Here is a 15,364-nt window from a genome sequence, read left to right on the forward strand (position 1 = left end):
ATTACTTACCACATTTCATATTGTACCTACCTTTCTGAGAAATTGCAAGACGTGCGTTTATTTAACATACTTTTGTAATAAAGTCTTAGGCTTTCTTTATTTTTTGATTTTTTTTGTAACAGAATGGGGCGCCAGTTATCAACCTTTACCAAGATATTGATGTAGTAAAGGGCTTTTATTGCTACACGAATTTTACAAACAAATAACGAAATAAAGTAAAAAGGCATGCCAATATGACATACCTTTCTATCGTTAAGTCTCTACTTGGACCTAAAATACTGCTTAAGCAACTTGATTAGCCTGATAACTGCATGCACTAGGTGCACGCTAGCTTGATTAAGCTGCAGTATCATCGAACACACTAGTAACAGTTCGTTCAATATAGGCAGCAGATTGTGGAACCTTATACAAATCAACCCCATCTTTAGCGAAGACATTCGCCTGCGCAATTGTCTCCATTGCTGTCTTCACAGTCGCTTGATTTAAGTTGGCACTGGCCTGTGGCACCGCTAGCTTAGCCTTCTTAGCGGCACTGGTCAAGAATACTAGTTGTAAAGTTCTAGTTGTCGTCATTGTGATTACCTCTTTCTTCCTATTAGTTTAACGGGACTGCTTGCCGCTGAATCAGGGTGGCACTACCCAGGTCATCGCCCTGTAGGCCCGCTAAGGCGCCACCTACTTCGGCTAGGCCTGTAGCTGCCGCTCCCTGCTTAACATTCTTGAAGGTGCGGGCCTTGGTCCCTGCCTCACCGTATTGGTCATTCAAGAAGGTATACTGGATTGACTGATCTATTAACTCGAAATTCATGTTTCCTAAACCTTTCCTTATTATAGTTTGGTAAGTTCTACACGTAAGTGCTTCGCGCGCCAGCTCCCTACACTATTAATAACGAATTAGGTGGGGCAAGTGTAACATTTTTCTTGCGAAAGGTTTATTTTTCTAGCTTAAAAACATCATTAAGTAGTCAAATCGACCTAAAGCAACTATAATTAATCTTAGTACTAATAAGGAGGAATATTTCCTAATGAAGAAATCTACAATTTTGACAATTGTGGCGGTGGTGGTTATCGCCATTGGCGGTGGTGTATTCTACGCCACCCAGAAAGCCAACCACAATCAGGTCGATGCTTCCTATAATGACGCAATGACCAGCGGCAAGCAGGCCGTTGCGGGCAAGGACTACGAGCGGGCAAGTAGTGCGTTCGAGAAGGCGCTAGGTATCAAGAAGACCGACCAGGCCAAGGCATACAAAGACCAGTCTGACAACATGATGGTAGCAATTACGGCTACTAAAGCTGGCAAATACGACCGGGCCCTTAACCGCGTTGACGGGGTAATCAAGCAAAGTGCTGGTTATGGCGTCTTGGTTAAGCAAGGCAAGCAGCTGAAGGAGACCATCGAGGACGTGCAAGACAACTACGACCACGAGATTACGCCCATCTTCACTGCAGCTGAGGAAGCAGAGAGTGACCGGCAATACGTGAAGGCCGTTGAACAATACCAACGCGTACTCGACTTGCCTTACATCAACGGACAATACTACAGCAAGTACAAGAAGCAGGCTCAAAAAGGTATCAAACGGAACAAAAAGGCCGCCAAGAACAACAATGGCACTGCAGCCGTTCCGTACGGTTCAAAGTCAAGTCGCGCAAGTAAGAATGACACGGGTAATGCCGGCAAGACCGGTGAAGGTGCCATGGGTGACCACAAGGTGCACGGTAAGACCGTTACAAACAAGCAGATTACGCAATTGCGCAAGCGCGTTGGTCAACTGGGTTATGATGCTTCATCTTGGAGTCCGCAGGATTTGATTGACTTGTACCGCAAGTCAGGTCAGAGTAAGCCAAGCAAGATTAGCCGCCAAGATGTGCAAAATTACCTAAAGCCATAAAGTAACAACTTATGCGGTCAACTAATCGCCCTTGCTGCACTCTGCGGTGAGGGCGATTTTTGTTACGGATTAGTATTGCATTGCTAGTCCTTGTATTCAGCCTGATCACCAACCATATTCCGCCCTTGCGAAAACGTTCCAATGGTTGCTTTTACCATTTAAACTCTGTAAAATGACTATTGACTTTCACGTTTCCTATTTTTACTAAAGGAGTGTCTGCTTTGACCGAAAACGAAGAGAAAAACATCAAAGATCAAGAAAACGAAGAAGAACAAGAAAATGAAGATCTGCAGGTTATCGTTCCTGAAACCACTTGGACCACGATGCCAGCAGCGGAATTCGCCGAGCAACCCAAGTACTTGCAAGTCTTTACCGACTTCTATATTGCGAAGTTCAATCAACGCGACTTAGAAATCATGAACACTTACGACGTCGACTCTAACATGGTTGACATCAACATCTACTTACTCGACAACATTAAGTTCGGGCGCCAAGACCTGGTTAACCATGCCTTAGAATATCACGCCCAGAACTTCCTCAATCTGGTTACAGAAATTGCCCAAAAAGACGATGTAATCGCAGAAAATATGACTTCCTACCAGGACTGGGACGACTGGTACGAGGATTGCCGCAACAACATTTCTACTTCTTTATCATAATTCACTTGTACTATAAAGAAAAAAAGAACAAAATAGAGTTTTAAAAGAGGATGTCGCTTGGACATTCTTTTTTACTTAAACTATTTTGGGTTAAGTCTATGGGAGTATTAAAATGTCTATGGATCAGAAGCAAAAGCGCATTTCAGCAGCCGGATTATTAATCACAATTGGGATTGTCTACGGTGATATCGGGACTAGTCCACTCTACGTAATGAAGTCAATCGTTACCGGGAACGGTGGCATTGCCAATGTCAACCGAGAATTAATTTTGGGGGCAATCTCATTAATTTTTTGGACGGTTACCCTATTAACAACCGTTAAGTACGTCATGATTGCCTTACGTGCAACTAACCGCGGCGAAGGCGGAATCTTCGCCCTCTATGCGCTAGTACGCAAACGGGCCAAGTGGCTAGTAATGCCAGCGCTAATTGGAGGCGCTGCGCTCCTGGCTGACGGCACGCTAACTCCAGCCGTAACGGTTACCACTTCAATTGAAGGTCTTAAGAACATGCGCTTTGGTTCCAGCATCCCAGTTCCTAGCCAGAATGCAGTCGTTTTAATTACGATTATTATTCTGCTGGCCTTGTTTTCAATTCAAATGCTTGGCACTAGCAGCATTGGTAAGGCCTTTGGTCCCATCATGCTAGTCTGGTTCACCTTCCTAGGATTAGTTGGCATCAACAACATGGCGCATGACTGGTCGATTCTCCAAGCACTTAACCCAATCTGGGCAATTAAGATTCTCTTTAGTCCAGCTAACAAGGCCGGCATCTTCATCCTGGGCTCAATCTTCCTGGCGACAACTGGGGCTGAGGCTCTCTATTCTGATGTCGGTCACGTTGGACGCGGTAATATTCATGGTTCTTGGCCATACGTCTTTGCCTGCCTTGCCCTCAACTACCTCGGCCAAGGGGTTTGGATTCTGCAAAACCCCAACTTCAAGACCACTGGCGGGACTGAGCTTAACCCCTTCTTTGAAGCTGTTCCAGCCAACCTGCGCCTATTTAGTATTATTTTAGCAACAATAGCGGCCATCATCGCCTCTCAAGCGCTCATTACCGGTTCCTTTACCCTGGTTTCTGAAGCCAGTGGGTTAAAGTTCTTACCGCGGATGAATATCCATTATCCAACTACTGCCCACGGTCAGATTTATATTCCGGCGGTCAACAAGATGATCTGTCTTGCTACCATTGCAATTGTGCTCTTCTTCCGCACTTCCCAGCATATGGAAGCCGCCTACGGTCTGTCAATTACCGTAACTATGTTAATGACGACCCTGCTCTTATTTGAGTACTTGGGGACTAAAAAGCGACCGTTCATCTTACGTTTGCTCTTTCTTATCGTCTTTGGTTTCATTGAGGGCATGTTCCTCATCTCTAGTTTGACCAAGTTCATGCACGGCGGTTACGTAACGGTACTCATCGCGGGCTTCATTGGCATTATTATGTTCATCTGGTACTTCGGCAATAAGGTGCGCGACAAGCACGAAGGGGCAAGTACTTATGTCCGGCTAGATGAGTATACTGACATGCTCACCGACCTAAGTCACGATGAAGATTACCCCATCTACGCAACCAACCTCGTTTACATGGCCCCGGTCAAGTATAACAAGTTCATCAAGCGCGAAATTTTGTACTCAATTTTGGATAAACGACCAAAAAGGGCACGAGCTTATTGGTTCGTTACTGTCAACATTACTAACGAACCCTTTACCGCCAGATATGCAGTCAATACCTACGGTACCAAGAACGTGATTAACGTCCAGCTCTTCCTTGGTTTCAAGAAACAGACCAGTGTCAACGTGTATCTAAGGCAGATTGTTCACGACCTGATTAAAGACGGCACGATTGAGTCTCAACCGCAAGAATACACAACTACACCTGGCCGAATGGTCGGTGACTTCTCCTTTGTCTTAGTTAGCGATGTCGTCAGTCCCTTAACCCGGCTAAAGGGCTTTGAGAAGTGGATGTTAAAGGCCCGTGTCTGGCTCCAAAACCTGTCCCCTAATCCGGCTTCCTGGTTCGGGCTTGAGTACACTGACACCGTAATCGAACAAGTACCGTTAATCTTGGGTAAGCCAAGACACAACCTGCATATCCGGCGAGTGGCGGCACGAGATTATTCCCACTTAAAAGATCAAGATAGCTAATTTCATAATTTTTCACTTTAAAAGGCATTACTTCGGTATAATTTACCAGGCAATGTCTTTTTATGTTGCCAACTTTTCATGATTATTTAGATCAATTTAGTTATCAACTAAACAAGCTTTGCCTGCACTAGTATACTTATTTTCACTGCTAGTAGCAGTACTTGCTTTTTAGGTAGCTCAACTCTTGCTTTGCAGCTTTGCTGATTTTTTCACAAAATAAATAGCTTGAAATCAATATTTTTATTGGCTTAATTTCACAAAATTTTGATTTTTATATTTATTTTTGCTTTTAGCATGCTATAATGTAAGCGGTTATATTCAATTATCTTTTATTTCTTAATTGAAGATATGCTAGGAATATTTTACTTGTGTTGAATGTATCTTTTGGAGGATATTAGAATGGATTTATTTAAAACGGTGATCGCCATTATCCCAATCGTGTGGTTGATCTTATCCCTGGGCATCTTTCACGTTCGCGGCGACCTTGCCTGTGTGATTGGCTTCGTCAGTGCGATTGTGTTGAGTATTGTCGGGTTTGGCTTCTCCATTCCGGACAGCCTGACTGCCGGGTTAGACGGCATCATGATGGCATTTTGGCCAATTATTTACGTTATTATTTCTGCTGTCTTTATCTATAACATCAGTAGAAAGTCTGGAGGGATGGACACTATCATGTCCATGTTAACCTCGATTACCAAGGATATGAGAATTCTTGTCTTGATTCTTGCCTGGGCACTTGGTGGCTTCCTAGAAGCCGTCGCCGGCTTTGGAACTGCCGTAGCGATTCCTGCAAGTATTCTAATTATGCTGGGAATGGAACCAATTAAAGCAGCCGTTATTTGTCTGATTGCCAACACTGCTCCGACCGCCTTTGGTGCAATTGGTTTGCCAATTACTACCTTGGCCAAAGTAACCGGCTTGGGTGCAACCGAATTAGGCTTCTTCGTTTCCATTCAATTATTTATTTTAATTATTATCATTCCTTTTGTACTGGTTTATCTAACCGGCGGTAAAGGGATGAAGTCGTTTAAGGGTAATGGAGTATTAGCCGCAACGCTACTGGCAGGACTGACTTTTGCTGTTCCCCAAATCTTCATTACCAAGTACATGGGACCAGAACTACCATCCATTGTCGGTTCAATCGTTTGCCTGGCTGCGCTCGTCATAGTTACCAAGATGTACAACAAAAAAGATAGCGATGGAGCTAACGATGCATCCGACAAGTCGACTAGCGATAAGGTTAAGGCTTGGTTCCCGTTCATCCTGTTGTTTGTCCTGATTATCGCCACTTCTTCCCTGTTCCCAGCCGTTAAAAATGCCTTGGCTGGGGTTAAGACCAGCTTCCACTTCTATACTGGAGCACATCCAAAAATGGTAGACATTGACTGGTTGACCTCTCCTGGTACCCTGATCTTGCTATCAAGCCTCATTGGCGGTGCCGTGCAAGGTCTGTCACTGGGCAAAATGCTCTCGGTCTTAGGTAGCACAATCAAGCAGTTGAGTAAAACCATTGTAACTGTCTGTGCCATTGTTGGCTTATCAAAAGTTATGGGATACAGCGGCATGATTGCCACGATTGCAGTTAGCCTGGTTGCTATCACCGGTCCTTTCTACCCGGTTATCTCACCGATTATCGGTGTTCTAGGAATCTTCATTACGGGTAGTGATACCTCTGCCAACGTCCTGTTTGGTGGTCTACAAGCCCAAGCTGCACACGCCCTAAGTGTTAGCCCTTACTGGTTGGCCGCTGCCAACATGGCCGGTGCTACCGCAGGGAAGATGATCTCACCGCAGAGTATCGCCATTGCAACGGGTGCAACCGGCTTGGACGGTAAGGAAGGTGTCCTTTTGAAGAAGGCCCTACCATATTGTGCAATGTACACCGTAGCGCTTTGTGCCATTGTTTATATCGTTGGGAAGCTGATGAGCTTACTATAAACCCGCTTGAAGTTATATAAAACAAAGAAAATATAGCACAAACAACACAGCAACAACATTATCAAAAAAGACTAGCCTGCCATTCAAGCACGTGCTAGTCTTTTGCTTTGCTTTTAGCTACCGCTTCTTTATTCCGTAAGTAAGTACCAGCAAAGCGGAATAATCGCCAACAGGATGACTCCGCCAATCACGCTGGCCCCAACTACCTTAATCCGTCTTGTTTGCTGCGCTGTTGCCGCATGGTTAGCTTGCGTTTCCACTGCTAACGTTACCAGCAGGACAAGTAAGCTCCAGCAGCCAACGATCAAATGTCCGTGACGAGCTTCATTAACTGCTCGGTTAAAATAGAAAAAAATAAATGGTATAACGAAGCTAATTGTTAACTGATACCTGGCATAAAAGCGATTTATTGTTTGCATTATCGAAACTACCTCCCCGCCTAGCAAAAATCTTTTCTTATTATCATAGTCCTCTTTTGCAAAAATACCACTACTTAGTTAATTTTTTGCTACACCTAAAAAAGTCCTATTTCTGCTTAGGAATAGGACTTTTATACTTATAATAGGACTCACTTACCAGATGTCAACACGCTGGTCTGGGTCAAGCCACATGCCATCACCAGGCTTTACGTCAAAGACTTTGTAAAAGTCATCCTGGCACTGAGTTTGGACGTTGGCACGCAAGGGACCCGGTGCGTGAACATCTACTGCTGTCTGCGTCTTAATTGACTCCGTCAGCTGCTTATTAGCCCAAATCCGGGCAAAGTTTTCAAACAGTTTCTGCAAGTCATCGTTTTCATTCTTGGCTGCTTCCACCGCGGCCGTCAGTCCACCCTGATCAGCGATATTCTCTGACACAATCTGTTTACCATTCAGCTTCACGGGGCCATATTCAATTCCATCAAAGAGATCGATTTCAGCTTGGGTACGCTGCTTGAACTCAGCGTAATCTTCGTCTCTCCACCAGTTCTTCATGTTTCCAAATTCATCGAATTGTGCACCATTGTTGTCAAAGGCATGAGAAATTTCGTGGGCAATAACCGTTCCAATTCCACCAAAGTTCGTCGCCCGATCCTGCTGCAAGTCATAGAACGGGGCCTGCAAAATAGCCGCTGGGAAAGTCAGGTCATTTCTCTGGGGATCATAGCAAGCATTAACCAAGTTGCCTGGCATTGCCCAAACTGTCCGGTCAACCTGCTTATGCAACTGCTCAATGTTATACTTTTGCTCTGTAATGCCAAAGGCGCGGTCATTAGCATATAGGCTACCACCCCGACTTGCTGGAATCACTTGCAAGCGGTTGTAGATTTCTTCAATCTTATCTGGATAGCCAATCTTCAAGACTAATGCCTCAAGCTTGCCAACAGCCTGTTGTTTGGTTGCCTCTGACAGCCAGCTATTGCTCTGCAAGCGTTCCTTGTACACGTCGAGCATCCGGTGGATCATGTCTTCAACGTCTCGCTTGGCATCTGCACCAAAGTATGTCTGGCCATAATAGACCCCGACTACTTCACTAAAATTACCATTAGCAATGCGGTAAGCCTGCTTCTCTCCACTTGCCAACTGTGGCTGACCAGATAGTGCCTGGCTGAACGGAAAGGCTGCTTCACGGAATGCTTGAGACAGGTCTGAGGCAACATCGTTGATAAAGTTGACAATTATCCAACCCTTAATTTCAGCAAAGTTAGTCTGATTGATAAGTTCGTTAATATGGTCGAGGTAGCGCGGCTCACCCACAATAATGCGTTCAGGTTCTTCCCCAATCACTTCTTGTAGGTAGTGCTGGATTTTGAAGTCGCTGAATTTAGCTTCGAAGTCAGCAATTGCCGTTGGATTATATGAAGCTGGATAGTCGGCCCATTCTTCAGTTGACTTAACTACCTTGGCTAGTTTGGCATCAAACTTGATCGCGTCGCCCGCATACTGCTTGGCTTCATTCTGGTCGACACCGGCCATTTGCAACAACTTAACTGACTGCTTTTGTAAAACTTCTAGCAGCTCGGGTGCATCAGCCGTTTGGTAGGTGGTTGTATCGGGCAGGTAAGTAGTCGGACCAGTGAAACTCAAGACATTAACCTTGGTATTCTTCATGTCTGGTTCAACACTGAGACTAAACGGAACTGAGGCAAAACTGGTTAAATCAGACGCCTTCAGGTTAAAATCAGCGAAATCCTTGAGCCCGGTAAGAACTGCCAAGTCGGACCTAATAGGCTCTGCACCTTCACGATTACGTTTGTCAAAGTCCTTAGCTAACCGGTAAAGCTCCACTGCCTTAGCCAAATTGGGTACATCTGGGACCGCCTTTTTGCCAGCGGCAAAGTCGGCAAAGTCCTGCATCAAGTGTTGTTCAACATTCAAGTCAATCCCGTCAAAGGAAGCCATGCGTGAGCGGTCTGCCGGAATCTTAGTTTTTTCCAACCACTCAGAGTTAACTGCCAGGTAGATATTATCCTGCGGGCGTGTACCCACTTTAGGTTCAATGACATCTCCGCTCCCGCCGCGGACTGCAAAAGTATTTTTCATCAAGAGTATCCTCCTCTTTTAAATCCAAATTAAAATCATGCTAAATTAATATTATCATTTTAATCAACGCTTGGACATTAAAAAGTCGTTACAGAATCACTTAAACAACTTAATCCGTCCCCGCAACTTGGCATGTAGCGGCAGTAGCAGCAAAACCATCAAGAAAATGCCGGCAGCGGCAATAATGAAGAAGGGAATGTAGCCCGCCCGGTCAATGACCAAGCCGCCAAACAAGGGACCAAAGGCTTGACCAATACCTCGGGCCACGTTAATCTCGCCCTGATACTTGCCCTTACTGCTGAGCGGTGACAGGTCATTAATGTAGGCCGGTACGGCTGGAAAGGCAGTCGCTTCTCCCAAAGTCAAGATTACCATTGACAGTGCAAAGTGCCCGAAGTCACGCGCAAAAGTCAACGTGGCAAAGGAAATAGCAAACATTGCGGTCCCAAAAATAATCTGTTGGAACAAGTTTTTAAAGACATGTGGAAAGCGGGCCAGTAATACCTGAATAATTACAATAATTGCCCCGTTGAGGGTCCATAGCAGGCTGTACATGTGGAATGGAATGCCGAGCGAGACCATATAGACCGAGAGGTTAGATTCCCAATTCATGTACATCAGCCACGTTACTGCCAATGAGATTAAGAAGCCCACCATTAGCATTGCATTGTACTTAGGCATCGGCTCAGCCTTTTGTTTCTCGCCGGTATCCATTTTCTTGGCAGCCTGCCGACGTTTGTGAAAGCCACTAATTGGCCGATAATGAATCGCCGCATTAATGCAGGCAATAGCAAAAAGACTAGCGGCTAACAAGAATAGAAACTCAATGGAAAAGTCATACAAGTAACCCACCAAGAGTGTCCCAGTAACAGTGCCGACGTTTTGAGCAAAGTAAATCAGGTTGAACACATAGCGCCCAGGATGCTTACGCAGACTGGTAGCAATTGAGTTAATCATCGTTGCATCCCAACCATCAAGAAAGCCGGTAATGACTAACCAAATCCAGTATTGCGGCCAGCCATGGAAAAAAGCCATAAAAAATAAGACCAGGGCATTAAGGCCAAGGCCCGCAACAATTAGCGGATATGGGTTGCAGCGATCATAGAAGCGCCCGGCCGCAAGGGACCCCAACACATTGCTAGCGCAGTTGCAAAATAGCACAATTCCAATAACTGAAAGACTGATGTGCAACTGCTTGTTAAGGTAAACCGAAGTTAGGGGCCAGACAAAACTGGCCCCAATCCACGTCGCTAGTTCTCCTAGCAGAAGCCAACTTAATTTAACTTCCTGGTCATTTTCCTTATGAAAACCATGTGTAATTTTCATTTATTCAGTCCTTCCTATTTTAAATCCAATTACTAGTGTAGCAAGTTGCCCTCAAAAAGAACACCCCGAGTTACCCGTAAAAGAGCAAAAAAGATAACAGGCAAATAATTGCACCGTCATCTTCTATGGTTTGGATTCATCCTTTTATTCGAAAAATTGCCCTTTGTTCACCTGGAAATACTTCTTGTAGCGGGCATAATAGTTATGGAACATGTACTTCATGAGTAGCCAGCGTTTAAAGCTATGATCTTGGTCATAAAAGACCGTTGTACCGTAACGCCCTTCATGGATTAACTCCTCGGCCGCACCTTTGGCCTCATTGTTAACAGTGTAACGCTTGAATACCTTCACCGGGATACCCAGCCACAGAACTTGCTGCGCTTGCAACTTGTTACCGTAAACGGTCTCCTGATCCTTCAGGCTATCATTAATATAGTCGTCAACATACCATTTGGCTAGGTTGTAGCCGTTTAAAGTAACATAAAAGCTGGACCGCCCTTGCCGCAAATTAATTTCGAAGAACTTGAACTTACCATCGCGATTATCATACTTAATATCAAAGTTGGCCATGCCAACATAATTTAACTTCTCTAAAAATGCTTCAACCTGCTCGTATAATTTTTCGTTATATTCTGGCAGAATTGCCATGTAGTTACCAATCGCCTGCGGCGTTGGATCCTCTAAGAGCGGGTGCCCCAGGCACATCATCTTAATGTGGTGATGCTTATCAACATAGGCGTTTAACACCCGCATATTGGAATCATCACCGGGAATAAAGTCTTGCAAAATCAAGTCGGCCCGATAGCCATTATCATAAATCTTGCCCACAATATCTTGCAGTTCAGCTTCATTATGAATGGTAAACGCCTTTTTGCGACCTTCAAAGTGAACATCAAGCCAAGCTACCGGGTCTTCTGGTTTAAGTTCTAATGGGTAGCCAAAAGGCAGCGATAAATAGTCTTGCGCCTGATAATCAGCTATAGTCACAATCTTGGTCTTCGGATACGGCAAGCCATATTCTTCTGCAATCTGGTAAAAGCCTTCCTTAGAAATCAACTTTTCCAACAAGTCGTGTTCAATATAGGGAACAACGAAGACCTCTTCTAACTCAGCCTTATGCTTGGACAGCAGTTCAGCGTAGCCATCACCACAGGCAATCAGCATAACGGGCTCTTGATGGTCGCGGTAGTGAGCCATTTGCTGGCGCATTACCTCGATAAAGGTGGGATCCTCACTAAAACCATGGTGCAATTCAACTCGCACGATTTTGGAATAACGCGTAGCTGCTAATTGGCTATCAGCTAACGCTTTAACAGTAATGCCGTATTCCTCATGAAAGGAGCGAGCCATGCCGTAAACATTAATATCACTGCCAAGTAAGATCGGTGTAAAGTCCTGCTTCATTATCAAATTTTGCTCCTAATTAAACTAGCTTTCCTTGTTCAATCAAACTAGCTACTTCTGGTTGCACATGCTGGAAATTGGCTACTGTGCCTTCGTAATCGACGAAGAATAGCTTGTACCAAACTAGAAAGGTGTAGATGGTCCAGACCTGGCGACGGTGTGAGCCATCGCCGTGGTAATTATCATCGAGCAAGCGCAAAATCTGCTCTTGATCAAAAATATCGGCAACAAAGTCCTCACTGAAGAGTTCCCTGACTTGCTTGTAAAAGCGCGGTTCCTGCAGCCATTGCTTAATCGGGGTAGGGAACCCCAATTTTGGTCGCTGGGCCCATTCATCTGGTAAGACTTTTTCTGCGGCCTTACGCAGAGCATATTTGGTATCATACTTGTTGACCAGATAGTCAGTCGGAATGGAATTGGCCCGTTCCGCAATCTTTTTGTCTAAGTATGGTACCCGCAATTCTAGTGAATGCGCCATGGAAATCTTATCTGCCTTCTGCTCAATGTCATTGAGCATAAAATGGTGTAAGTCAATATACTGCATTTGTCGAACGTTGTCGAGGTCCTTGACCTTCTTAAAGTCATTTTGGTAGATACTGTTGACCGTCAGCTTGTTGCGGTATGACGGCTTAAGAATCCCATTAGCATCGTCAGACGTAAAGATCGTAGGATAGTCCATATCATAGATTACTGATTGCCCTACATAAAATTCGCTGGGTTCAGCCAGGTTGGTGTATAAGTGTACTTTGCCCGGAAAATTTGGCAGCTTTTTGATCCGGCGGGCCAGTTTGAGCTTACTCTTTGGAGGCAACTTCTTGAACTGCGACGTAAAGGCTTTAATCACACTGTTATGCGTATGCATACCATAGTTGACGTAACCGGCAAACAATTCGTCAGCACCTTCACCCGATAAGGCAACCGTCACATGCTTACGTGCTAACTTGCACAGATACCACAAGGGAATAATTGATGGGTTAGCGTCAGGTTCATCCATGTGATACTGCATCTCGGCAAAGTCATGCATGGCTTCATCGGCATTTACCTTATCGGCAAAAAACTTCCAGCCCTTAATGTCCGCTAATGCCTTCGCCTTTGACGCCTCATCATAAGTTGCATCATCAAAGGAAATGGAAAAGACATCATCAGGGTTCAAAATACTGGTAATGTAACTGGAATCAACCCCCTCTGACAAGAAGGCTCCGACCGGAACATCAGCATTATGGTAGAGTTTGACGGTTTCTTGGAGGTCTTCATTAATTCGATTAACTGTCTCCTCAAAACTTAAACTATTGGCCTTGTACTCAGCATCCCAATACTGGTGAAGCTTCAGCTTACCGCCCTGGTACTCAAACCAATGACCGGCTGGGAAGCGGTGGATGCCCTTGAAAAAGGTCTCATTAAGGTCGTTATACTGGTTCATCAGATAAGGCTTAACAGCAGTAGTATTCAACCTGCGCTTAAAGCCGGGATAGGCCAAAAAACTCTTGATCTCTGAACCCATAATCAGGTGGCCGTTTTCGTCACTATAATATAACGGTTTAATCCCAAAAAAGTCACGGGCACCGTACATGGTTTGGGTATTATCATCCCAAATAACAAAGGCAAACATGCCCCGTACCCGCTTTAAGAGACCGTCCATCCCCCATTCCTCAAAACCATGCAAAAGCACTTCCGTATCGGTCTTAGTTGAGAAAGTATGGCCAGCAGCAAGTAGCTCTTTTCGCAGTGGCTTGAAGTTATAGATTTCACCATTAAAGATAATTGCCCGAGTTTGATCTTCATTGTAGATTGGTTGACTACCACCGCGCAAGTCAATAATTGACAGCCGTCTAAAGCCCAAGGCAACTTGATCATTCGTGTAGTAGCCGTCTGAGTTAGGACCGCGGTGCTTAATGGTAGCCATCATCTTGCCAATGGCCGCTTGCTTATCATTGATATCTGGATTATAAAATGCGACAATTCCGCACATAGTGATCGTCCTTTAATTAATCTTTATTTATCTTCGTACAAGTCTAACTGTTCCATTATATGCTAAAAACCACTATTTACCAAACTCACCAGCTTGCTTGATCAGACGTAGAAGAATCTTCTCCTACCTGCTGCACCATAGCCGAACACCTGAATGAAGTGCCGGTGCAGGTCAATATTGACCACGTAGCCAGCAAACTCGGTCTGGTGGTCAAGCTGGCGATTCCAATTCTTGTTATACTTCGTCGTTAACGTATGATTAGCACCCATGAGGGCCGAGCAGTTGAACAAGATGTACTGGATGCCGTTAATGCGGTACTGGTCTTCGCGGTGACGGTGACCACAGAAGTAGGCAATAATCCGCGCATTTTTAACATTGGTAAAGTCAAAGGCATTAGCCAAGCGAAATTCAGGCGGAATCCCGCGGATAGAATGCATCTGTCCCTTTTCGCCCTGGTTGAAGGCAACTAACAACTCATGCAAAGAACGGCCGTTATACTTCAAAGCATTTGAACCCTTGCGATTGATCGGGTTGGCATGACTCATGAACACAATCTGCTTGTTTGAAGACTGTTGCAGAATTTCGATAATTTCTTCAATCTGGTCTTCGCGTACCGCTAGCGTGATTTTGGCATCATAGTGCTTTTGACCCTGAGCATTTAATAGATAAGGCAAATCCGTCGTGTTGACAGTAATAAAGCGGACATCATCCACATCATAATAACTGACGCCATGCCGGCGGGAAATATAGTGCACCCCTCTTTGGTTATATAAAGTCGGCCACATAATGTTTTCGAATTCGTTCTCGGGAAAAGATGCCTTCATATCATGGTGTTCATCATACTTGTCGTTTTCATCATGGTTACCCTTGATCAGCAAGCTTGGCACCTGCTTAGACTTGAAGGCATCGCGCAGTTTGATTAGTTCACTTTCACCGATAAAGCCGGTATCAGACCCATCAATCCAATCGCCTAAATGAACTTTTAAATCGACTAGTCCAGACTGGTCAAGATAAGAAAACTCATTGACGTGAGTTAGCCCATTCCAACCGTAAAAGTCGAGACTATTACGGTCCTTATAGTGAGTATCAGTAATAACACTAATATTGACCGAATTCTTGCCGCGCCGCACATGTCCCTGCACCCGCTCAACAAAGCGGTCGAGATATTCCTCAACCACGTAGCGGCGCCCGGTTTTACGGTTAACAAAGGCCCGGTAGCGCCCCAGTTCAGGGCTATACGTGCGCACGTATTCCGGTTCTAAATTTTCTGTCTTTTGGGGACTAAGGGCTTGGTGCAAGATACCATCCTCATCCTGGTAGACTGTCAGATTATAGGGCTGTCCACCAGGTGTCTGCTGTTCTTGACCAACGTTATACTCGCCTACCTTGACATAGGTCTGCATTGGATCGAGCAACTCATCCTTCTTGTTAAACAGGGGCCTTTTTTGAAGTTCTCGCGCCTGCTTGATTAACCCTTTAGCATATTTAAAAACACTCATGATTCT

At 44.9% G+C, this 15,364-nt stretch carries 12 protein-coding genes; 4 read left to right on the forward strand and 8 right to left on the reverse strand.

Translation table 11 applies throughout. The features are described from left to right. Positions 1-336: 336 nt before the first annotated feature. Together ACSYSN_RS07130 and ACSYSN_RS07135 are read right to left on the reverse strand one after the other, a co-directional pair. A complete protein-coding gene (locus tag ACSYSN_RS07130) occupies positions 337-573 on the reverse strand; it encodes a DUF2922 domain-containing protein (protein WP_491712145.1) in 237 nt (78 codons plus the stop codon). Between the two features lie 22 nt (positions 574-595). Next, positions 596-808, reverse strand: a complete 213-nt coding sequence (locus ACSYSN_RS07135) for a DUF1659 domain-containing protein (RefSeq protein WP_491712146.1) — start codon at positions 806-808, stop codon at positions 596-598. Positions 809-1,025: 217 nt separating this feature from the next. Between ACSYSN_RS07135 and ACSYSN_RS07140 the strand changes: the two genes are divergently transcribed. The 4 genes from ACSYSN_RS07140 to ACSYSN_RS07155 all read left to right on the forward strand — a co-directional run bounded on the left by ACSYSN_RS07140 (position 1,026) and on the right by ACSYSN_RS07155 (position 6,638). Continuing rightward, complete coding sequence (locus tag ACSYSN_RS07140; RefSeq protein ID WP_491712147.1) at positions 1,026-1,892, forward strand: hypothetical protein; 867 nt, start codon at positions 1,026-1,028, stop codon at positions 1,890-1,892. Between the two features lie 221 nt (positions 1,893-2,113). Further along, the gene (locus ACSYSN_RS07145) at positions 2,114-2,551 is read left to right on the forward strand and encodes a hypothetical protein (protein WP_491712148.1); all 438 of its coding nucleotides are present in this window, start codon (positions 2,114-2,116) and stop codon (positions 2,549-2,551) included. Positions 2,552-2,669: 118 nt separating this feature from the next. Beyond that, positions 2,670-4,700, forward strand: coding sequence for a KUP/HAK/KT family potassium transporter (locus ACSYSN_RS07150; protein ID WP_491712921.1), 2,031 nt, complete (start codon positions 2,670-2,672; stop codon positions 4,698-4,700). 399 nt (positions 4,701-5,099) lie between these two features. Further along, on the forward strand, positions 5,100-6,638 hold the full coding sequence (locus ACSYSN_RS07155; protein ID WP_491712149.1) for an L-lactate permease: 1,539 nt from the start codon (positions 5,100-5,102) through the stop codon (positions 6,636-6,638). A gap of 128 nt (positions 6,639-6,766) precedes the next feature. Here ACSYSN_RS07155 and ACSYSN_RS07160 read toward each other — a convergent pair whose 3' ends face one another. From ACSYSN_RS07160 to ACSYSN_RS07185, 6 genes are all read right to left on the reverse strand, one after another. Next, positions 6,767-7,057, reverse strand: a complete 291-nt coding sequence (locus ACSYSN_RS07160) for a hypothetical protein (protein ID WP_491712150.1) — start codon at positions 7,055-7,057, stop codon at positions 6,767-6,769. Between the two features lie 153 nt (positions 7,058-7,210). After that, positions 7,211-9,160, reverse strand: coding sequence for a M13 family metallopeptidase (locus ACSYSN_RS07165; protein ID WP_491712151.1), 1,950 nt, complete (start codon positions 9,158-9,160; stop codon positions 7,211-7,213). Between the two features lie 96 nt (positions 9,161-9,256). Then, positions 9,257-10,486 (reverse strand): MDR family MFS transporter, encoded by a 1,230-nt coding sequence (locus ACSYSN_RS07170; protein WP_491712152.1) that lies wholly within the window; start codon positions 10,484-10,486, stop codon positions 9,257-9,259. A gap of 144 nt (positions 10,487-10,630) precedes the next feature. After that, positions 10,631-11,890 carry a carboxylate--amine ligase gene (locus ACSYSN_RS07175; protein WP_491712153.1) on the reverse strand — a complete coding sequence of 420 codons (1,260 nt, stop codon included), beginning with the start codon at positions 11,888-11,890 and terminating at the stop codon, positions 10,631-10,633. Positions 11,891-11,909: 19 nt separating this feature from the next. After that, positions 11,910-13,859, reverse strand: coding sequence for an asparagine synthase (glutamine-hydrolyzing) (gene asnB / locus ACSYSN_RS07180; protein ID WP_491712154.1), 1,950 nt, complete (start codon positions 13,857-13,859; stop codon positions 11,910-11,912). A gap of 101 nt (positions 13,860-13,960) precedes the next feature. Further along, positions 13,961-15,358 carry a metallophosphoesterase gene (locus tag ACSYSN_RS07185; RefSeq protein ID WP_491712155.1) on the reverse strand — a complete coding sequence of 466 codons (1,398 nt, stop codon included), beginning with the start codon at positions 15,356-15,358 and terminating at the stop codon, positions 13,961-13,963. Positions 15,359-15,364 lie beyond the last annotated feature (6 nt).

Source organism: Lactobacillus sp. ESL1191, from assembly GCF_058504435.1.

Bases quoted from the DNA above. Each gene is read 5' to 3' on its own strand.
- ACSYSN_RS07130 (WP_491712145.1), bottom strand. From the start codon at position 573: ATGACGACAACTAGAACTTTACAACTAGTATTCTTGACCAGTGCCGCT.
- ACSYSN_RS07135 (WP_491712146.1), bottom strand. From the start codon at position 808: ATGAATTTCGAGTTAATAGATCAGTCAATCCAGTATACCTTCTTGAAT.
- ACSYSN_RS07140 (WP_491712147.1), top strand. From the start codon at position 1,026: ATGAAGAAATCTACAATTTTGACAATTGTGGCGGTGGTGGTTATCGCC.
- ACSYSN_RS07150 (WP_491712921.1), top strand. From the start codon at position 2,670: ATGGATCAGAAGCAAAAGCGCATTTCAGCAGCCGGATTATTAATCACA.
- ACSYSN_RS07155 (WP_491712149.1), top strand. From the start codon at position 5,100: ATGGATTTATTTAAAACGGTGATCGCCATTATCCCAATCGTGTGGTTG.
- ACSYSN_RS07160 (WP_491712150.1), bottom strand. From the start codon at position 7,057: ATGCAAACAATAAATCGCTTTTATGCCAGGTATCAGTTAACAATTAGC.
- ACSYSN_RS07165 (WP_491712151.1), bottom strand. From the start codon at position 9,160: ATGAAAAATACTTTTGCAGTCCGCGGCGGGAGCGGAGATGTCATTGAA.
- ACSYSN_RS07170 (WP_491712152.1), bottom strand. From the start codon at position 10,486: ATGAAAATTACACATGGTTTTCATAAGGAAAATGACCAGGAAGTTAAA.
- ACSYSN_RS07175 (WP_491712153.1), bottom strand. From the start codon at position 11,890: ATGAAGCAGGACTTTACACCGATCTTACTTGGCAGTGATATTAATGTT.
- asnB (WP_491712154.1), bottom strand. From the start codon at position 13,859: ATGTGCGGAATTGTCGCATTTTATAATCCAGATATCAATGATAAGCAA.
- ACSYSN_RS07185 (WP_491712155.1), bottom strand. From the start codon at position 15,358: ATGAGTGTTTTTAAATATGCTAAAGGGTTAATCAAGCAGGCGCGAGAA.